Consider the following 18,038-nt stretch of genomic DNA (forward strand, 5'->3'; position numbering starts at 1 on the left):
TAGACGGCTGTGGGAAGACCGATCGGGCCCGAGGACGCCCTGGATCGAAGCGAAGGCTTCGGCGAGCGGTTGCTGGGACGGTTGCTGGACCGGGCGCACGAGATGCCCCCCTGGCTCGTAGCCCCGCTGGCGGCCGAGAAGGTCCACGCGATCGGCGGCCGGGACATCTCGATCCTGTTGCAGGACTACGCCCAGCTCTCACTTGTGCCGCTGCCAGGCCGGGGCCTCACCGGCGGCGAACCGCTTCCGCTGGAAGGTTCGCTCGCCGGACGCGCGTTCCTGTCCGAGACCGTCGTGGAACACCGGCAGGCCGACGGTGTGCGGATGTTCCTGCCGCTGCTGCACGGCAGCGGCAAGATCGGGGTCATGGCGCTGACCCTCGACGGCGTCACCGACGACGGCCGACGGCTGCTGCGGCGGCTCGCGGGCCTGGTCGCCGGCCTACTGGTGACCAAGAACGACTACACCGACCAGTTCCTCCGGACACGACGACGTGAGCCGATGAGCGTGCCCGCGGAGATCCAGTGGTCACTGCTGCCCCCGCTCACCATGACGACGCCGCAGGTCGCCGTCGCCGGAATCCTCGAACCCGCCTACAACGTCGCGGGCGACAGCCTCGACTACGCCCTCAACGACGACGTCCTGCACCTGGCCATGATCGACGCGATGGGCCACGGCCTGAACGCCGCGGTACTGGCCACCGTCGCCGTGGGCGCCTACCGGCACGCCCGGCGCGCCCGATCCGGCCTCGCCGAGCTGTACGCGTTCATGGACACGGCCATCGACCAGCAGTTCGGCCCCGACCATTTCGTCACCGCGCAGATGATGCGCCTGAACGTCGGGACGGGCCACCTCGAATGGGTGAACGCCGGCCACCCGGCACCGCTGCTGATCCGTGATCACGAAGTCATCGGCGCGCTGGAAGGCTCCAGCACGCTGCCCGTCGGCTTCGGCGGCTCGACTCCCCAGATCAACCACGAGCGACTCCGCCCGGGCGACCGGGTCCTGGCCTACACCGACGGCCTCATCGAAGAACACACCACCGGCGGAGAACTGTTCGGCGAGGAACGCCTGATCGCCACCATCGAACGCGTCGCCCCCGCCGGCGCGACCGTCCAGCAGATGGTACGAGACCTCTCCCGCACACTCATGCGGGAAAGAGGCGGGATCACCAGCGACGACGCCACCCTCTTCCTGATCGAATGGCGCGGCGGAACCGCGGACGTGCCGGCTGGTCATCTCATGGGGAGAGGGGCCGTCCGGAAATCGGCCGTGCCCCCCGCAGCCGGGGCGGTCGAACAGTGACGAACGGGCATGCGGGCGGCCGCTTCGACCGGTTCGGAACACCGATCCCGGCCGGCCGTCGAAACGCGCGGCATGTGATGCCGGTAGCCGGCATCGTGCTCGGCCTCGCGTCCGGTGACGGGGGCTACCGCCCGGCGATGGCGTCCTGCTGCCACCAGGCGAAGGAGTGGATGTACTGGGCGCGTTCGCGGGAGGACCGGCGGCCGTACGTCAGGGCGATGATGCCGCGAGCGCTCGCCTGACCGGACGGCCGAGCGGCGGGCCCGGACGAGGCTGGTGCGGCGTCGCGGATCTCACCCAGCAGCAGACGGGCGGGCGGGCGCAGTTCCAGCCGCAGATCGACCGGGCCGCGCGCGGCGCCGCGGGCGAGAAGGTCCTGGACGAGTGCCGTCAGCTGGTCACTGAGGTCGCCTGCGGCCGGTCCCAGCCCCCACGTTCGCAGCGCATCGTGGACCGCCCGGCGGACCTGCCCGCCCGCCGGGCGCCCGGCGGGCAGCCGCCACCGGCCGGTGCGCAGACCGGGATGCGCGGCGGCGTCCTGGACGTCGTCCTCGGCGGGGTGGGTCACGGTGCTCTCCGTTCGTATGCGGGCCCGGCCAGGGCGCGCGTCAAAGGGCCGGCGCCACGAACCGAGCGCGGGTCTGGGCGTATCGCCCCCTTTGTGCCCGGCATGCTTACGGTCATGCGACGGGCTCGGCGCGGACGTCCTGGAGGGTGAACGATGAGCGCGGGGTCGATCCGGTGGCGCGGAGCAGCGCGGCGACCGGCGACCCGGGGGCGGTCAGGCGCAGGGTGATGCCGAGTCCGGCAGCGCGGCGCCGGACGCCGACCGGCACGGCGGTCGTGAAGCCGGTCATGGCGATCCGCGATCGCGAACGGGGCGGAGGCTCCATGCCCGGACGGCCGGATGACGGGTCGGCCGGGCAACGGGCCGCTCCGTCCGGCCAGGTGGTGCGGTGAGGGCGGCCGGCAGGCCGCGGGTGTGAAGGTGGTTGGCGGGATGGGCTGCCGACTCCATCACCGCCTCGGCTTCGGCGCGGGCGTCGAGACGGGGACGGTGAGCAGGTCCACGCGCCACCCGTCGGCGTGGATCGCTGTGAGCAGCCCGCGGGAAGGGAGTCGAATCAGCTCGGCCGCGCCACCCGGGTGCCGGCCGGGCCGTCGACCCGCAGTCGGCGCGGACGGCTGGCCCAGTCGCCCACCCGGAGCAGGACGTGGGTGATGGGGCCGTGGTCGATGGCCTTGCCCTCCGCGACACGCTCATCGGCGCAAGGGACGGCGTGTGCACCGATCGCCATGTCCGCCGCCGGGCCGTCCGACTCGATCCATACTCCCGAGCCGGTCGCGGTCGCTGCGGCACTGCCGGTGCTCGGCGCGATCCGCCGGAACCTGGCCCCAGACCGAGGCGCGTCCGCCGAACACCGCGCAAGCCGCCGACATGGGCTTCGGAACGATCGCCGCCGTCCTCAACCTCAGCGTCGACGAAGCCGAAGAACATCCCATCTGCTGCCGGCCTCGTCCCGCTGGACGGCGGCTATCTCGAGATCGGCTTCCAGTGTGGGCCGCGTCGCTTCTCCCAGATCTCGCGGAGGGCGCGGGCCTCCTTCTCGACGTCGACCTCGCTGGAGTGCAGGTGGGGTAGGACGATCTCTCGGCCCCGATAGTCGTAGATCACAACGTGCCGGTTCCTGATTCCATCAACGACCTCGATGCGCTGGATCCCCTGCCAGGGCGTCGCGATGGTCCGGAACAGTCCGCGCGTCAGGATGCGGTCTCGCGAGACGCAGGTTCGCGTCCACAGCCTGGCCCCCAGAAAGAGAACGATGATCCCTGCCAGCAGCGCGGGAACGAGGATCTTGACAGCGGAATCGTCCTCACCCCGCAACAAGATGACAGCCACGACCAGGAAGTAGAAACCCATCACGGAGGCTATGGCGAACGTCCCGATGTCTGCCCGGTACTCGCGTCCAAAAGGGTCAGCAGTCATGGTCACCTCTGAGGCCATGCGTGCCCCACGCGGAACGCAGGGCAGATGATGGTCCGCGACCAAATCTAGCGATCGTTCCGGGGGCGTACCAGCCCAGGAAAGCAGGGATTCCTCGCCTGTCCGCGCCGGCGAGCGTGGCCGACCTCGTTCACCGGCTCCGCCGGACTTGGGGGCGCGGTCAGCCTCCTCTGAACATGGCTCCGCCCCGAGGAGGCGCCAGCGTCCGTCGGGCTGAGGGCTGCTCCCACCCCCGGGTCACAGTTGCCGCTAATCCCGTGCCGCTCCTCCTACCGGACCGGCTTGGAACGATGGTCTTGGCGGGAGGTCTGCGTTTTTGTCGCGCCCGACCGGCGCCTATTGCCGATCCAGTCGTCCAGGCTCCTTGCCAGTGGGGCGAGGAATCGGATGCCTGGAGACCGAATGAACGAGCATCCCGATGCCGAGCAGGCCGAGAAATGTCGCCCCCATGGAGTTGGAGATGGTCGAGCCCCACTCGGGCGGGCCGTCCACCGCTTGGACGAACGGGCCGACGTCGCGCACGGGCACTTTCTGCCCGGCCTGAATCGAGTCCTCGTCCGCGCCCCGCAGCTCGAGGTTCCGTCTCTGACCGGTGTGCGTGGTGAAGGTCCCGTACCAGGAACAGGCCTTGGAGCACCGCCAGTCCTCAGCCAGGAACGTGCCTGGCCGCCCCTGCCCGGCGGCGGCCTCGCGGGTCGCGCCGCCTTGGACGATGGCGCTCCACAGCAAATAGGCCCCTGTGGCAAGGAGCACGGCGGTCACCAGCCAACTCGTTGCCCCGGGGCCCCACCTGGCAATGCTCGCCGGCACCCACTCGGGCACTCTCATCAGCGACGCCTTCCTCACGCCACGCCACGGGGCCGGCGTAGGCGGACCAAGTGCGGGCTCGACGTTCAGGTTGCACGTGGTGGCGGGGGCCGGTGAACGTGGCCTGCCGCCTTGATCCAGTTTCCTTCGTGAGCGTGACCAGCGCACCATGTCTGCCACTGTCGGCCATCGCAGCCTCCCCGGAGACCTGCTCTCCGAGGGCGCGGCGGACCGATCGCGATGACTCTCGCCGCCAGGAGGCAGAGTCCTCTTATGCGGGCAGTGGTTTCGGGTGGCTGAACGAGCGTGGATCGCCGGGCCCGCAGTGGTGTTCCGTCCAGGATGGGCATGACCTGCGGGTTCAGTCTGTGCCCTGCGTGCTTCCGAGGCCGGTGTGTCGATGGTCTCGGTGAAGGCCGAGGCTCAACGCGGCAATGATTGCGAAGCACGCCACAAAAGAATGGACGCCTTGTATCGTTGACCGCCGCTGGAGGCCGGTCAGGTTCAGGGAAAGGGTGTGGCGGGCCAGTGATCGAAAACGTGTACCGGACCGAGGACTTTCCTCAGGAAGAACGATTCGACCGCTGGCGGGAATGGATGGGGCGCATACACTCCCCGGTGGAGCTGAGCAGCGAATATGCCGAGGATTTTCGTGCCCGTAAACGTACTCTGCTGCTCGGTGCGGTGACCGTTTGGCCGTCGACCGTACAGCCGCTGGTGTCCCGGCGAACGGCGAGGCTGGTCAGACGCTCCGATCCCGAGACGTACAACCTCACGCTCATGCTCAAAGGATCGGTGGGAGCCGCCTGGAACGGCCAGGAAGCCGTATACCGCCCCTATGACCTGTACAGCCAGAGTTCCTCGCAGCCGTGCACGGTCCAGGTGGGGCTGGGTGACCGGACGGTCAGGTTCGTGGGCGTGGAGATTCCCCAGGACCTGCTGGCGCTGCCGAGGAAGAGCGCCGACCGGGTGGTCGGCCGGCCACTGCCGGGGCGGGAGGGGATCGGGGCGCTGCTGACCGGATTCCTCACCCGTCTCAGTGCCGACACCCATGGGTACGGGGCCTCTGACGGCCCCCGGCTCGGCACGGTCCTGGCCGACCTGGTCTCCGCCTTGTTCGCCCACGCCCTCGACGCCGAGCGTGACCTCTCCTCTTCCGCGCACAGGCGGACACTGACCCTGCGCATCCGTGCCTTCATCGAGCGGAACCTGCACGATCCGGGGCTGACCCCGCAGGCCATCGCGGCGGCGCACCACATCTCCACCAGCTACCTGCATCGCCTCTTCCAGGACGAGGACGGCACCGTCGTGGCCCTGATCCGCCGGCAGCGCCTCGAACACGCCCGCCGGGAGCTGGCCGACCCTGCCCGGCGCGCCGTTCCGATCCACCAGCTCGCCGCTCGCTGGGGTTTCAGCCACCATTCGGCCTTCACCCGCGCCTTTCGCACCTCCTACGGCGTCTCGCCCAGTGACTACCGCCGGCAGCGGGAGTAGTTCGGAATTCGGTCCGGCGTCAAGGAAAGTGTGCACCCACGGTTAAAGACCGGCTGGGCGACGCCTTGGCAGGGTGAGGCGATCAGTGGCGGGGGCGGTCGGCCGTCCCTCATACGAGAGGGTGGCGAGTGGTTCGCGAATGCCGGGACCAGGGTGAAGGCGCGACCTCGTATCTCGGAGTACTGCTGCTCGTCTCCACCATCGTCGCCGCGCTCTTCACGTCTGGTATGTCCGACCATTTGGTGGCCGGCTGCAAGGCCGCCGTCTGCCGCGTCGTCGGCGGTAACTGCAAGGAAGTCGTGCCCGCCGGCCAGGACAGGGCCGAGCCGCAGGCCACGAGGCCGCTGCTGGTCGACGGCGGTGATGCCCCAGTCGACCCGCGCACCTTGCCGGGCGGCCCGAAAACGCCCCCGCCGCTGCCGCCGATCGCGAAGCCGGTCTGCCAGACGGATCGGACCGTGCCCTGGGTGGACAGGCTGCACGCCCACAACGACTACGAGAACGAGCATCCGCTCGACGACGCTCTCGAAAATGGGGCCACGAGCGTCGAGGCCGACCTCTTCCTGGAGGAGGGGGGCCGGCTGGAGGTCAAGCACAACGACCCGAAGGGCAGTAGGGCCGACACGCTCCTTGAGCTCTACCTCAAGCCGCTGACCGAGCGGATCACCGAGCAGGGGTCGGTCCACCGGGGGTACGACGCCCCGTTCGAGCTCTTCATCGAAGCCAAGGACAGCGATAAAGCAGGGGTCTACGAGCAGGTGGCCAAGGACATCAACTCGCTCGATCCCCCGCTGGCGTCGAACGTGCACGTGGTCCTTCCGAAGCCGGCGAACTACGACCCCGAGCGCAACACGATCGGCAATACCCCCATGCCGGCCAATATCCGCTTCTCCGCGAGCCTGACGGATGATTGCGTCATCCCCGAGTGGCTCACCCCCGGGAAGCCGGGGTATGACGCGCGGGTCGCCAACCGGGTCACCGTACTGAACGGCGAGTTCGCGAAATGCGTGGACAGGAGCCCCAAGGGCACGTGGACCATCGACCCGAGCGAGCACAAGTACCTGAACGACCTGGTCGCCAACGCACACGCCATGGGACGAAAAGTGCGCATCTGGGGCGCTCCGGATGGACGGGAACGCTTGGCCGGGAAATTCTGGCGGTGCATCAAACGGCCGGGCCATCAGAGATGTGAGGGTGGACTGCAGAAGAACTGGTGGCAGGCCGCCGAAGAGGCCGGGCTGGACTACTACGTCACCAACCATCTCGGGCAGACCCGCGGCTGGCTGCTCAACAAGTGCGGAAAGATGACGTACCCGCCACGCTGACAGGACGGTTCCCGCCGGTGCTCCTGCCCTGGCCGCCGGCGGAGGGGCCGGTGACCCTGTGGGGCTCGAATCCATGCATGCTGCGTGCTATATATTGCACGTCGCATGATGGATCGGAGTGCAGCATGTCCCTCGATGGTTTCGCTCGGTATCCGCTGCTGTTCGGTCCCAGCCCCGTCCATCCGCTGGAGTCCCTGAGCGCGCACCTCGGCGGTGCCCGGATCTGGGCCAAGCGGGAGGACTGCAACAGCGGGCTGGCGTTCGGTGGGAACAAGACCCGCAAGCTCGAGTACCTCATCCCCGATGCGCTCTCCCAGGGGGCGGACACCCTGGTCAGCATCGGCGGGGTGCAGTCCAACCACACCCGGCAGGTGGCGGCCGTCGCGGCGAAGGCCGGGATGAAGGCGGTGCTCGTCCAGGAGAGCTGGGTGGACTGGCCGGACGCGGTGAACGACAAGGTCGGCAACATCCTGCTGTCGCGGATCATGGGTGCGGACGTACGGCTCGTCCGGTCCGAGTTCGGGATCGGGTTCAAGGACAGCTGGCAGCGGGCCCTGGACGACGTGCGGGCGTCCGGCGGCACGCCGTACGCGATCCCCGCCGGGGCCTCGGACCACCGGCTGGGCGGTCTCGGCTTCGCCGGCTGGGCCGATGAGGTGCGGGAGCAGGAGCGTGAGCTGGGGGTCTTCTTCGACACGATCGTGGTGTGCAGCGTCACCGGCAGCACGCAGGCGGGCATGATCGCCGGGTTCGCGGGCCAGGATCGTCCCCGCCGGGTGCTGGGCGTCGACGCCTCCGCGAAGCCCGCCGAGACCCGGTCGCAGGTCGAGAAGATCGCCCGCGGCACCGCCGGGCTGATCGGCCTGGGACGGGACCTGCGCGACGACGAGATCACCCTCCTGGAGGGCTGGGCCGGTGACCGCTACGGCGTGCCGGTCGACTCCACCCTTCGGGCGATCAAGCTCACCGCCCGGCTGGAAGGCATGATCATCGACCCCGTGTACGAGGGGAAGTCGATGGCCGCGCTCATCGACCTCGTCCGGAACGGCGAGATCCCCAAGGACTCCAACGTCCTGTTCGCCCATCTCGGCGGGCAGCCGGCCATCAACGCCTACAGCGGCCTGTTCGGCTGACCGCGGGTGCTAGGAGGCGTCCTGTACGGCCATCGTGTCGATGAGGGGGGTCAGCGTCTCCCAGTTGGCGCGGATGGCGGCCGCCGCGGCCTCGACGTCGCCGGCCTCGCACAGCGCGATGATCCGCTCGTGCTGCGCCACGGACTCCCGGCCGATCAGGGACGAGAAGCGCAGCCGTTCCAGGCGCCGCAGCATCGGCGTGAACTGTGCGAGAACGTCGCGGAGCGCGGCGTTGGCGGCCGCGGTGACCAGCACGCCGTGGAACTCGTCGTCCGCGGTGATCGCTGCGTCGGCGTCGCCGGCGCGCAGGGCGTCCGCGAAGCGGGCGTTGGCGTCGCGCATGGCCGTGAGTTCGGCGGGAGAGAGGTTCGGCAGCGCCTCGCGGACGGCGAGCTCGTGCATGGCGGCCGTGACCGACTTGGCGTTGCGGAGCGCCTGGACGTCCAGGGGGCTCACCATCGTGTAGCGGCCCGGTTTCGTCTGGACGAGGCCGGCCTGCTCCAGGCGGGCCAGGGCCTCGCGGACGGGGGTACGACTCACGCCCAGCCATTCGACCAGGTCGGCGTCGTTGAGGCGCTCGCCGGGGGCGAAGGTGCCGTCGACGATGGCGTCCCGGATCGCCCGGTAGGCGTCGTCCCGCAGTAGTGACCGGGAGACGAGCCCGCGGCGCGAGGGAACTGGCATGCAACATATTGCATCGCCCGGCGAGGTGGGTGTCAATCCTCCGCACCCGCGGCCGGACGATCCCGGTGCGCCGGCGCTCACGGCGGGTGGAACGTGGCCCTGGCAAGCAACTAGACTGAGTGTCTAATTAGGATCGCCTGCACGCGTCCCCCGGGGGTGGCGCCCATGCGTACCGGCCTTCATGCGGTCCCGGCGGCCGCGCCGCGCGTCCTGCTCGACCTGTGGCTGATCGCGCGGCCCGCGATCTGGCTGGTGTCGCTCGTGCCGTTCTATGTCGGTCATCTGCTGGCGACGCGGTGGCTGGTCGTCGCGCAGGACGCGTGCGTGCCGCCGGGCGGGGCGTGCGCGGCGGCCGCGGCGCCCGTGCTGACCGGGCTGGTGGTGTGGGGGCCGCTGGTGTGGCTGGCCGTCCTCGCGATCAACGACGCCTTCGATCTGGACGGCGATCTCCGCAACCCGCGCAAGGACGGCGCGCCGCTCGTCGAGGGACGGCTGGGCATGCGCGGAGCGCTGGTCGCCGCGCACGTGACGGCCGCGGTCGCGCTGGCGGTCGCGGTGACGGTGCGGCCGGCGTTCGCGGTGGTCACGCTCGGGTTCCTGGCGCTCGGCTGGCTCTACAGCGTGCCGCCGGTCAGGCTGAAGGACCGCCCCGGGTTCGACGTCGCGGCGAACGCGCTGGGAGTCGGCGGGTTCGCGCTCCTGGCCGGGTGGACGGTCGTCCGCCCGATCGAGGGGTTTCCCTGGATCATGGCCGCGGAGGGCGTGCTGGTCGCCGCGGCCCTCTACATCCCGACGACGATCACCGACTACCGCGCCGACCTGGCCAGCGGGTACCGGACCATCGCGGTACGGCTGGGGCCGCGCGGCGCGTACCGGATCGGCCTCGCGGCCTGGACGCTCTCGTGCGTCCAGGCCGTCGCGCTCGCCGGGTTCGGGCACGTCTTCCCGCACCGGGCCTTCTGGGTGCAGGCGCTCTTCGCGCCCGTGCTCGTGTGGGTCTACCACCGCCTCCTCGGACGGGCCCGCGAGCCCGGCGAGGTCCTGCACGGGATCGCCGTCGTGAGCTGGGTGTTCCTGGTGCCCTATCTGGTGTTCGCCCTCATGTACACCGGGGTTCTCTAGCCCTCCGGCGTCCGGGTGCCGCGGAGGAAGCCGGTGACGAGGCGGTTGAACTCGTCGGCGTGCTCGATCATCGCCCAGTGCCCGCACCGGTTCAGCAGCACCAGCCGGCTGTCGGGGATGGCGGCGAGCAGGTGGAGGGAGCTCTCGTACGGGACGACCCGGTCGTCGCGGCCGTGGATGAGGAGGGTGGGCACCTGGATGCCGGGAAGCAGTTCGGGCTTGACCCAGGTCGGGATCGGCGCGCCCTCCGGCAGGCCGTCGACGTAGTTGCGCAGGTGCTCGGGGCGCGCGAGGGCCGCGTCCGAACGGGCCCGGCACAGTTCCGGGGTGGCGAACCGGGCCTTGTCGAAGCACATGATCTCGACGAGCCGGCGCATGTTGGCGGGGCTCGGGTCGCGGTAGGCCTCGATGAGGACCTTCAGGCCCTCGGACGGGCCGTCGCCGGCGGCGAAGAGGGCGGGGATCCGCCCGACCGGCGGGCCCATGGTGACCAGGTGGGTGATCCGGTCCGGGTGCTCGGTGGCGAGGCGGATCGAGGTCTGCCCGCCCATCGAGTTCCCGACGAACGCGGCCCTCGCGATGCCGAGCGCGTCCAGGAACTGGATCGCCGCGTCGACGTGGTCGAGGCGGTCGACGGTCGCCGCGTCCGAGTCGCCCCAGCCGGGCATGTCCACCGCGTACACGTGGAAGTGCTCGGCCAGCGCCCCGATGTTGCCGGAGAAGTTGCTCCAGCCCGTGGCGCCCGGGCCGCTGCCGTGCAGGAGGACGACCGGGTGCCCGTCGCCCGCCTCGTAGTAGCGGAGGTTCCAGTCCTTGGTCTGGACCGTGCGTGCGGTTCCGGCCTGGGTCAGCGGCATCAGCGGGCGTCCTTTCCGGGGGTCGGGGAGGAGAGCAGGGCGGCGACGGCCTCGGGCGGCCGGTGGCCCCAGCTGTGCAGCCGGTCCAGCGTCCTGACCTGCCAGGTCTCGTCGTCGACTAGCTGGCCGCCCCAGCCGTACTCCACGCTGAAACCGGAGGGCGTCCGCACGTAGAAGCTGAACATGTGGTCGTTCGGGTGCATGCCGAGGGTCATCTCGAACGGGCGCCCGGCGTCCATGCAGCGGTCGTAGGCCATGCCGACGTCGCGGATGTCGCTGACCTCGACCATGAAGTGGTGGGTCCTCTTCGGGTGCGGCATGTCCCCGAACGCGACGGAGTGGTGGCGCGGGTTGCAGCGCAGGAAGATCAGGTCGGCGACGACGCCCGGGGCGACCTCCTCGACGATGGTGTCGGAGACGCGGAAGCCGAGCAGCCCCTCGTAGAACTCCAGGTAGGTCTCGCGCGCGACCCCCTTGGAGAGCAGGACGTGGTGGCCCGCGCCTCCGGCGCCGGTGACGAACCCGCCGAGCAGCCGGTCGGAGCGGAACGGGGTGTCCGCGTCGGCGAAGCCGGTGACCAGTTCGACGCGGTTGCCCATCGGGTCGGAGGTCACCACGACGCGGTCGACCTTGCGCGCGGCGGCGAGTTCGGGGCCGCCCTCGGCGACCTCGGCGCCGGCCGACGCGAGCCTGCGGACGATCTCGTCGAGAGCGGCGTCGCCGTCCACCTCGTAGCCGCTGGCCGCCAGGTCGTCGGCGGGGCCCCGCCGGACGAGCCAGCGGTACGCCTTCCCGTCGGTGCGGAGGGCGATGGAGTCGGCGCTCCTGTCCGCGAGCCGCATGCCCAGCAGGTCCACGGCGAAGTGCTCCCAGTCGTCGAGGCTGCTCGCCTCGTACACGACGTACGCCAGTTCCTTGACTCCCGTCATCGGGATTCGCTCCTTGTCCATCGGTCTCTCGGTACGGTCCGGTCAGGCGGGCACGGCGAGGCCGGACACGTCGGCCGCCGCGACGAACCGGTCGGGGCGGACGGCGACGGCGCGGACGCCGTACCGCGCCAGCCACGGCAGGAGGACCTCGTGGAGGTCGACCAGGTCGTCCGGGCCCTGCGTGTAGGCCGTTCTGGGGCGGACGGCGACGTAGCGGGCGCCGAGCGCGTCCCACCCCGCCCTCTCCTCCGGGGTCAGCGACGCGGCCGGGTCGGTGTCGGCGCCGAGCAGGACGAAGCCGTCGCCGAGCAGGTCGTCGAGCCGCGCCATCCGGCCGGCCGCGTCCCCGGCGACGGGCTGCGGGACCATGCGGCCGACGATGCTGGCGTCGCCGACGGGTCCGCGGAGCCAGCCCGCCTCGAGGACCGGCGGCGCGATCAGCGGCGGCTCGAACGGGGTGACGGTGCCCTCCGGCACCCGGTTCATCTCCTCGATCTCGGCCGGCGTGGCCTCCTGCTTGATGATCCGGCCGAGCCGGACGGCGAGGTCGGTGTAGAACGCGGCGTTCGGGCGGCGTTCGGCCTCGTAGGTGTCGAGCCAGGTCTCGTCGAGCTCGCCGGCGAGCACGCGGGCGAGCTTCCAGCCGAGGTCGTGGGCGTCCCGCATGCCCGTCTGCATGCCGGCTCCGGCCCACGGCGGCATGAGGTGGGCGGCGTCGCCGGCGAGGAAGACCCGTCCCGCGCGCCATGTGTCGGCCATCCGGGTGTGGTGCCGGTAGAACGCCCACTGGTGGATCGACACGTCGTCGCCGGTGACGCCCAGCGCCTCCAGCAGCGGCCAGACGTCGTCCGCCGTGGCGAAGTCCGCCTCGGTCTCGTGCGGTTTCAGGGGGATCTCCCAGCGGTGGTTGCCCGCGGACAGCGCGATGTCGACGACCGGACGCTGCCGGTCGGACCAGAACGTGAGGAGGTCGCGGTCGGGCCACCAGCGCTTGACGCGGCAGTCGATGACGATCCACCGCACGTCGAGGGTGTCGCCGAGCAGCCGGCCGCCGATCATGCCGCGGGTGGCGCTGCCGCCGCCGTCGGCGCCGATCGCGTAGCGGGTGCGGACGGTGCGCGCCTCCCCCGTCGCGGTGTCCGCCGCCGTGATCGTGACACCGCCGGAGTCCTGCTCCAGCCCGGTCACCTCGGCGCCGTACCGGACGTCGAGCAGGTCGCCGTACTCCTCCGCGCAGGCGCGGAGCTCGCCCTCCATGGCCGGCTGGTAGATGTTGTAGAAGCGCGCTCCGGCCCACAGCGCCGACGGCGGGTGCTCGACCCGCATGATCTCGGTGCCGTCGTAGGCCGTCCAGCGCAGCGCCCGCTGCGGCTCGATCACCCTGGCGATCCGCTCGTCGATGCCGAGGCCCTGGAGGATCCGCATCGTCCAGTCGTTGACGGTGACGGCGCGGGCGCGCGGGTAGATGTCCCGGTCCCGCTCGAACGCCACGACCGAGGCGCCGTGCCTCGCCAGGGTGAGCGCGGCGATCACGCCGGTGGGGCCGTAGCCGACGATCGCGACGTCGGCGTCGAAGTGCTGGGTCATGCGGGCTCCGGGGTGGCTTTCCGATCAACGGTTTTGTACCGATCGTTCGGTACGATAGTGGCCACCCTCACATGCTCCGGCCACAGTGGTCCATGCAATTCCGCTGTGCAGAACCGCAGGCGGGAGGCGGTCCGGCGGGGCCTCTATGCTTCAACGCGTGGAGGGCGAGAAGACCGGCAACCGCCGTGGCCGCAGGTCCCGGGAGGAGATCCTGGACGCCGCCGCCCGGATCATGGCGGAGCGCGGGTACGCCGCCGCCTCCCTGTCGGTGATCAGCAGGGAGACCGGCCTCCCGAAGAGCGCGGTGTACCACCACTTCGACTCGAAGGCCGGACTGCTCTCGGCGGTCATGGCGCGCGGCGCCTACGACTTCTTCGCGGCGATGCGGCAGGCGCAGGCGGGCGGCCCCGAGGGGGACACCCCGCGCGAGCGGCTGACGTGGTTCCTCCTGCGCACCGGCGAGGTCTTCATGGCGCGCCCCGAGTTCCTGCGCCTGCACCTGCTCCTGGTCATGAGCGCGGAGGCCGCCGAGGCCGAGGTGGACGCCATCATCGAGCGGGTGCGGCGGGACGGCCGCACGCACATGAACGAGATGATCGCGGCGTCGTTCGCCGCGGCGGGCCCGGACATCGCCCAGGCCGTCGCGGACGAGCTGGACTACTTCGGCATCGCCGGGTTCGACGGCGCCTTCGTCGCGCTGCAGGCCGAGCCCGGCCGCGACCTGGCCGCCCAGATGACGCTGCTCGCCGAGGCCGTGGCCGCGCTCGGCGAGGCGCGGGTGGCGAGGCTCCGCGCCGGCGGCGCCGCGCACCGCTGACCACGGCCGGCCGTACCGCTGCCGCGCGAGGCGCGGCCGCGCCTCAGGATTCGGCGGGCGGCCGGACGTGGCCGTTGCCCTCGGCTCGGGCGGTGGCGCCCTCGCCCGTCCGGTAGGCCGACGCCTGCAGCTCGTACAGCTCGGCGTACAGGCCGCCGAGGTCCATCAGGGCCTGGTGGTCGCCGTGTTCGATGACGCGGCCCTCGGACAGGACGTAGACGCGGTCGGCGTGCCGGACGCTGGCGAGCCGGTGGGTGATCAGCAGGACGGTACGGCCGCGGGCGGCGGCGTGCCCGCGGATCTCCTCGAACAGGTGGTGCTCGGCGCGGGCGTCCAGCGCGGCGGTCGGCTCGTCGCAGATCAGCAGCGGCGCGTCCCGGTAGAAGCCGCGCGCCGCCGCGAGCCGCTGCCACTGGCCGCCCGACAGCTCGCGGCCGTCGGCGAACCGCTTGTCGAGCAGGGTGTCCAGCCCGCGCGGCAGCGTGGCGATCACCTGGTCGGCGCCGGCCGCCGCGGCGGCCTCCCGGACGGCCGTCCGCAGGGCGGGAACGGTCAGGTCGTCGCCCATGGCGATGTTGTCGGCGGCGGTCATCGGCCAGTGCGTGTGGTCCTGGGCGACGACGGCGATCGCGCCGCGCAGGACGTCGGGGTCCAGGTCGGCGACGCGCGTGTCGTCCCAGCGGACGTGCCCGTGCTGCGGCTCGTAGAGGCCCGCGAGGATCTTGGCGAGGGTGGTCTTGCCCGAGCCGTTCTCGCCGACCAGCGCGACGATCTCGCCCCGCCGCAGCCGTACCGACACCCGGTCGAGGGACGGGCTCTCGCCGCCGGGGTAGGTGAAGGTGATGCCGGTGGCGCTGATCTCCTGGAAACTCTGGAGCGTCCCGGCCGGCCTCGCCGCGGGCGGTTCGGGGCGGGACCGGGGCAGCCGCTGCTCGGCCATCTGGCAGAAGCTCGAATAGTCGCTGAAGTACAGGCCGTCCTCGTAGCAGCGGTTCAGCGAGTAGACCAGGTTGACCAGCGAGTTCTGGCCCGCGCGGATCGCCAGCACCGCCGTCCCGGCGACCGCCAGCGGCATGATCCCCCGCCAGAGCAGGAGCCCGAGCGCGGTGTACATCAGCGCCGTCGCCGCGCCCTTGAGGATGTCGCCGTAGACCTGCGCCATCGTCTGGCGGCGCGCCAGGTTCAGCATCACGCCGCGGATGTGGCCGGCGAGCGTGGCGTACTGCCTCAGCAGGAAGTCCCGCACGGTGAACGACCGGATCTCCGCCGCGTGCCGCCGCTCGGTCATCAGGTCCGACATGATCCAGCCGCGCCGCCGCACCTCCACCAGGTCCAGCTGCGTCAGGTACCCCAGCCGGGCCGCGCGGATCGCCGCCCATCCCTCCGGGAGCGCGGTCAGTAGCAGGAGCGGCAGCAGCACCGGATGGAGCACTCCCAGCGCGCCGGCGGCCGCCATCACCCCCACGAAGGCGGTGAACAGGTCCACGGCGTTGTCGACCATCGACGGGGCCGAGTCGACCCCGCGTAACCGCGCCCGGTGCAGATGGTCCTGGAACTCGGCGTCGTCGAACGCCGCGAGATCGATCCCCGTCGTCACCTCGAACAGGCGCCGCTCGACGATCTCCTCCACCTGGGGCCGCAGCCGCGCCTGCGCCCACTGCGCCGCCGCCGCGCACGCCGCGCGCACCGCGACGGCCGCCCCCACCAGCAGCAGCGCCGGCGCCGCGGCCCGTACCCGGTCCGGGGTGGGGCCGGCGGCGAACAGCGCGGTCAGCACCCCCGTGGTGGCCAGCAGCCCGAACGCGGTGAACACCCCGGCGACGACGTTGAGCGTCACCGTGACGGCCAGGTCCCGCCGGTTGGCCCGCCACGCCAGCCGCATCACCTGGGCGATCAGCTCGGGCAGCCGCCGCGCCATGGTGAGCATCCCGGTCTCCGACAGCTCGGCGGCCCTGGCGTACCACCGGTGCTCCGACAGCTCCGGCCCCAAAGGCGCCGCCACCGGCGCCCGCCGCCTGCGGGACCGCGAGAACGGGAGCGCGCTCCGCAGCCTCATCGGGCCGCCGCCTCGTCCCGGCGCCTCCGCGTGACGACCCGTCCAGCACCAACGCCGACCATCGAAGCAGCCTCCAGCAGCCCGGGAACGGGGACCACCTTCGGCGTTCGGCCGCGTCCGGGGGAAGACGTTCGATGGCTTTTGGCCTGGTACCGGACGGCACACTCCTGCACCCGGCAGGTAAGGAACGCGCCGTACGCGGGACCTCTCAGCCGTCGGCGAGCCGGCCGGTGGCGTCGTGGCCGGCCTCGGTGGTGCGCTTGAGGAAGCCGGCGATGAGTTCGAGTTCGGCCTCGGTGTACTGCTCGCAGAGCCGGTCCATCCGGGTGTTCATCCCGGAGAGCAGGCGGTAGATCTCGGGGAGGCGGTCGCCGCGGACCCGTACGATCACGGCGCGGCGGTCCGGGCCGTCCGGGTCGCGCTCACGGGTGATCCAGCCGCCGCGCTGCAGCCGGTCGAGGATGCCGGTCATAGTGGCGGGGTGCAGCCCGGCCGTGCGCGCCAGCGCGCTGGGGCTGAGCGGGCCGTGCCGGTTGAGCAGGTCCAGGCAGTTCCAATCGACGTCCTTGAGGTCGGCGTGCGCGCCCAGCCGGCGGTTGAGCAGGGACAGCTGGATGTTCAGGTCCCGCATGGCCTCCTTGACGGCCCTGATCTGCCGGCGCCGCCGCCGCGGCACGTCCGGTACGGCTTCCATAGTCGAACGCCCTCACATGTACGTCTTCCATATGGTACGACGCTCGAATATAGAGCGGTGATCACGGCGGTGGCCTCACTCGCGGGCCAGGCGGTTCCAGGCGGTCTCGACCGAGCGGCGGCATCTGGCGGGAGTGTCGCCCTTGCTGGTGAAGAGGGCCGTCAGGAGAGGGACGCCGTGGGCGAGGGCCGGGGACGGGAGCGGGCCGGTGGCGACCAGGGAGGCCAGGCCGTGGCCGATCGTCCAGCTCTGGACGGCCACCTCCAGCGGGTCGGTGCCGGGCGCGAAGCGGCCGGCGGACTCGGCCCGTTCGGCGGCGGCGACCAGGTGGTGCAGGGTGCCGTCGGCGGCCCCGGAGTCCTCCAGGTCGAAGGTCGCGTCGAACATGACCCGGTACAGGTCGGGGTTGTCCAGGGCGTTGCCCAGGTAGGCGGCGCCCAGCGCGGCCAGGTCGTGGACGGGGTCCGCGGTGGCGGGCACCGTCGCGAGGCGGGCCGCCAGCCGGGTGAAGCCCTCCTGGCGCAGCGCCTTCCACAGGCCGTCCATGCCGCCGAAGTAGGTGTAGACGGCCATGGTCGACACGCCGGTCCCGGCCACCAGGGAGCGGAGCGTGATGGGCTCGCGCGTGCGGAGCATCCGCCCGGCGCGCTCGATGAGCAGGGTGCGGACCGCGGGGTCCTTCGTCCTCGCCATGGCGGCACAATACATAACGTTGCTATGCTTTCGTGGTCCGCGACGCGAGGAGGCAGTATGGCCATCACCCTGGTGAACCCCGACGGTCTGCCGAAACCCGAGGTGTACCGGCAGTTGTCGATCGCCACCGGCACGAAGCTGGTCTTCCTGGCCGGGCAGGTCGCCCGGGACGCGGACGGCGGCAGGGTCGGGGAAGGCGATCTCGCCGCCCAGGTCGAGCAGTGCTACCTCAACATCGGTACGGCGCTGGCCGCGATCGGCGGCTCGTTCGACGACGTGGCGAAGCTGACCGTCTACGTCGTCGACTGGACGCCCGACAAGATGCCGCTGCTCGGGGAGGGCGTCGCGCGGGCGGCCGAGAAGCTGGGCGTGGACCCGGTCAAGCCGATCACGCTGCTCGGCGTCGCCGCGCTGGGCGAGCCCGATCTGCTGGTCGAGATCGAGGCGACCGCGGTCCTCGGCTGAGCGCGCGCCCGCGGCCGGGCGGGTCGCGCGGACCGGTCTCCGGGCGACGGAACGCGGATCACGGG

Annotated in this window: 19 protein-coding genes; 7 read left to right on the forward strand and 12 right to left on the reverse strand. The window is 71.3% G+C overall.

The annotated features are described in order from the left end of the window. Window positions 1–9 precede the first annotated feature (9 nt). Window positions 10–1,305, forward strand: a complete 1,296-nt coding sequence (locus AB0881_RS27345) for a PP2C family protein-serine/threonine phosphatase (protein WP_366621255.1) — start codon at window positions 10–12, stop codon at window positions 1,303–1,305. Window positions 1,306–1,429: 124 nt separating this feature from the next. Here the strand turns inward: AB0881_RS27345 and AB0881_RS27350 are convergent, their stop codons facing one another. From AB0881_RS27350 to AB0881_RS27370, 5 genes are all read right to left on the reverse strand, one after another. Continuing rightward, complete coding sequence (locus AB0881_RS27350) at window positions 1,430–1,873, reverse strand: hypothetical protein (protein ID WP_366621257.1); 444 nt, start codon at window positions 1,871–1,873, stop codon at window positions 1,430–1,432. A gap of 112 nt (window positions 1,874–1,985) precedes the next feature. Continuing rightward, complete coding sequence (locus tag AB0881_RS27355) at window positions 1,986–2,162, reverse strand: hypothetical protein (protein ID WP_366621259.1); 177 nt, start codon at window positions 2,160–2,162, stop codon at window positions 1,986–1,988. A 267-nt stretch (window positions 2,163–2,429) separates the two neighbouring features. Beyond that, a complete protein-coding gene (locus AB0881_RS27360) occupies window positions 2,430–2,603 on the reverse strand; it encodes a hypothetical protein (RefSeq protein ID WP_366621261.1) in 174 nt (57 codons plus the stop codon). A 236-nt stretch (window positions 2,604–2,839) separates the two neighbouring features. After that, window positions 2,840–3,310 (reverse strand): hypothetical protein, encoded by a 471-nt coding sequence (locus AB0881_RS27365; protein ID WP_366621263.1) that lies wholly within the window; start codon window positions 3,308–3,310, stop codon window positions 2,840–2,842. Window positions 3,311–3,646: 336 nt separating this feature from the next. After that, the gene (locus tag AB0881_RS27370; protein ID WP_366621265.1) at window positions 3,647–4,072 is read right to left on the reverse strand and encodes a hypothetical protein; all 426 of its coding nucleotides are present in this window, start codon (window positions 4,070–4,072) and stop codon (window positions 3,647–3,649) included. Between the two features lie 573 nt (window positions 4,073–4,645). On the opposite strand from AB0881_RS27370, the gene AB0881_RS27375 reads away from it, so the two are divergent. The 3 genes from AB0881_RS27375 to AB0881_RS27385 all read left to right on the forward strand — a co-directional run bounded on the left by AB0881_RS27375 (window position 4,646) and on the right by AB0881_RS27385 (window position 8,069). After that, a complete protein-coding gene (locus AB0881_RS27375; RefSeq protein ID WP_366621267.1) occupies window positions 4,646–5,611 on the forward strand; it encodes a helix-turn-helix domain-containing protein in 966 nt (321 codons plus the stop codon). Between the two features lie 128 nt (window positions 5,612–5,739). After that, window positions 5,740–6,936, forward strand: a complete 1,197-nt coding sequence (locus AB0881_RS27380; RefSeq protein ID WP_366621269.1) for a hypothetical protein — start codon at window positions 5,740–5,742, stop codon at window positions 6,934–6,936. Window positions 6,937–7,061: 125 nt separating this feature from the next. Beyond that, window positions 7,062–8,069, forward strand: coding sequence for a 1-aminocyclopropane-1-carboxylate deaminase (locus AB0881_RS27385; RefSeq protein WP_366621271.1), 1,008 nt, complete (start codon window positions 7,062–7,064; stop codon window positions 8,067–8,069). Window positions 8,070–8,078: 9 nt separating this feature from the next. Here AB0881_RS27385 and AB0881_RS27390 read toward each other — a convergent pair whose 3' ends face one another. Then, on the reverse strand, window positions 8,079–8,753 hold the full coding sequence (locus AB0881_RS27390) for a GntR family transcriptional regulator (RefSeq protein ID WP_366621273.1): 675 nt from the start codon (window positions 8,751–8,753) through the stop codon (window positions 8,079–8,081). Window positions 8,754–8,918: 165 nt separating this feature from the next. Here AB0881_RS27390 and AB0881_RS27395 point away from each other — a divergent pair, with 165 nt between their 5' ends. Continuing rightward, window positions 8,919–9,875, forward strand: coding sequence for a UbiA family prenyltransferase (locus tag AB0881_RS27395; protein WP_366621275.1), 957 nt, complete (start codon window positions 8,919–8,921; stop codon window positions 9,873–9,875). Here the strand turns inward: AB0881_RS27395 and AB0881_RS27400 are convergent. The 3 genes from AB0881_RS27400 to AB0881_RS27410 are packed head-to-tail and all read right to left on the reverse strand — an operon-like array spanning window position 9,872 to window position 13,248. Continuing rightward, on the reverse strand, window positions 9,872–10,732 hold the full coding sequence (locus AB0881_RS27400; RefSeq protein ID WP_366621277.1) for an alpha/beta hydrolase: 861 nt from the start codon (window positions 10,730–10,732) through the stop codon (window positions 9,872–9,874). The two genes, AB0881_RS27395 and AB0881_RS27400, sit on opposite strands and share 4 nt — an antisense overlap. After that, a complete protein-coding gene (locus tag AB0881_RS27405; RefSeq protein WP_366621279.1) occupies window positions 10,732–11,661 on the reverse strand; it encodes a VOC family protein in 930 nt (309 codons plus the stop codon). Before AB0881_RS27405 ends, AB0881_RS27400 begins: the two co-directional genes overlap by 1 nt. Before the next feature lie 42 nt (window positions 11,662–11,703). After that, window positions 11,704–13,248 carry a bifunctional 3-(3-hydroxy-phenyl)propionate/3-hydroxycinnamic acid hydroxylase gene (locus AB0881_RS27410; RefSeq protein WP_366621281.1) on the reverse strand — a complete coding sequence of 515 codons (1,545 nt, stop codon included), beginning with the start codon at window positions 13,246–13,248 and terminating at the stop codon, window positions 11,704–11,706. A 157-nt stretch (window positions 13,249–13,405) separates the two neighbouring features. Here AB0881_RS27410 and AB0881_RS27415 point away from each other — a divergent pair, with 157 nt between their 5' ends. Further along, window positions 13,406–14,065, forward strand: coding sequence for a TetR/AcrR family transcriptional regulator (locus AB0881_RS27415; RefSeq protein ID WP_366621283.1), 660 nt, complete (start codon window positions 13,406–13,408; stop codon window positions 14,063–14,065). A gap of 43 nt (window positions 14,066–14,108) precedes the next feature. Here the strand turns inward: AB0881_RS27415 and AB0881_RS27420 are convergent, their stop codons facing one another. The 3 genes from AB0881_RS27420 to AB0881_RS27430 all read right to left on the reverse strand — a co-directional run bounded on the left by AB0881_RS27420 (window position 14,109) and on the right by AB0881_RS27430 (window position 17,508). Beyond that, window positions 14,109–16,121, reverse strand: a complete 2,013-nt coding sequence (locus AB0881_RS27420) for an ABC transporter ATP-binding protein (RefSeq protein WP_366621285.1) — start codon at window positions 16,119–16,121, stop codon at window positions 14,109–14,111. Window positions 16,122–16,329: 208 nt separating this feature from the next. Continuing rightward, on the reverse strand, window positions 16,330–16,815 hold the full coding sequence (locus AB0881_RS27425; protein ID WP_366621287.1) for a MarR family transcriptional regulator: 486 nt from the start codon (window positions 16,813–16,815) through the stop codon (window positions 16,330–16,332). Between the two features lie 75 nt (window positions 16,816–16,890). Then, on the reverse strand, window positions 16,891–17,508 hold the full coding sequence (locus tag AB0881_RS27430) for a TetR-like C-terminal domain-containing protein (RefSeq protein WP_366621289.1): 618 nt from the start codon (window positions 17,506–17,508) through the stop codon (window positions 16,891–16,893). 57 nt (window positions 17,509–17,565) lie between these two features. Here AB0881_RS27430 and AB0881_RS27435 point away from each other — a divergent pair, with 57 nt between their 5' ends. Further along, window positions 17,566–17,973, forward strand: a complete 408-nt coding sequence (locus tag AB0881_RS27435; protein ID WP_366621291.1) for a RidA family protein — start codon at window positions 17,566–17,568, stop codon at window positions 17,971–17,973. The last annotated feature ends 65 nt before the right edge of the window (window positions 17,974–18,038 follow it).

Source organism: Spirillospora sp. NPDC029432 (assembly GCF_040703975.1).
Taxonomy (GTDB): Bacteria; Actinomycetota; Actinomycetes; order Streptosporangiales; family Streptosporangiaceae; genus Spirillospora.

Coding starts and splice junctions, on each gene's coding strand:
- AB0881_RS27355 (WP_366621259.1), bottom strand. CDS start 2,162: ATGACCGGCTTCACGACCGCCGTGCCGGTCGGCGTCCGGCGCCGCGCT.
- AB0881_RS27360 (WP_366621261.1), bottom strand. CDS start 2,603: ATGGCGATCGGTGCACACGCCGTCCCTTGCGCCGATGAGCGTGTCGCG.
- AB0881_RS27365 (WP_366621263.1), bottom strand. CDS start 3,310: ATGGCCTCAGAGGTGACCATGACTGCTGACCCTTTTGGACGCGAGTAC.
- AB0881_RS27385 (WP_366621271.1), top strand. CDS start 7,062: ATGTCCCTCGATGGTTTCGCTCGGTATCCGCTGCTGTTCGGTCCCAGC.
- AB0881_RS27390 (WP_366621273.1), bottom strand. CDS start 8,753: ATGCCAGTTCCCTCGCGCCGCGGGCTCGTCTCCCGGTCACTACTGCGG.
- AB0881_RS27395 (WP_366621275.1), top strand. CDS start 8,919: ATGCGTACCGGCCTTCATGCGGTCCCGGCGGCCGCGCCGCGCGTCCTG.
- AB0881_RS27400 (WP_366621277.1), bottom strand. CDS start 10,732: ATGCCGCTGACCCAGGCCGGAACCGCACGCACGGTCCAGACCAAGGAC.
- AB0881_RS27405 (WP_366621279.1), bottom strand. CDS start 11,661: ATGACGGGAGTCAAGGAACTGGCGTACGTCGTGTACGAGGCGAGCAGC.
- AB0881_RS27410 (WP_366621281.1), bottom strand. CDS start 13,248: ATGACCCAGCACTTCGACGCCGACGTCGCGATCGTCGGCTACGGCCCC.
- AB0881_RS27420 (WP_366621285.1), bottom strand. CDS start 16,121: ATGAGGCTGCGGAGCGCGCTCCCGTTCTCGCGGTCCCGCAGGCGGCGG.
- AB0881_RS27425 (WP_366621287.1), bottom strand. CDS start 16,815: ATGGAAGCCGTACCGGACGTGCCGCGGCGGCGGCGCCGGCAGATCAGG.
- AB0881_RS27430 (WP_366621289.1), bottom strand. CDS start 17,508: ATGGCGAGGACGAAGGACCCCGCGGTCCGCACCCTGCTCATCGAGCGC.
- AB0881_RS27435 (WP_366621291.1), top strand. CDS start 17,566: ATGGCCATCACCCTGGTGAACCCCGACGGTCTGCCGAAACCCGAGGTG.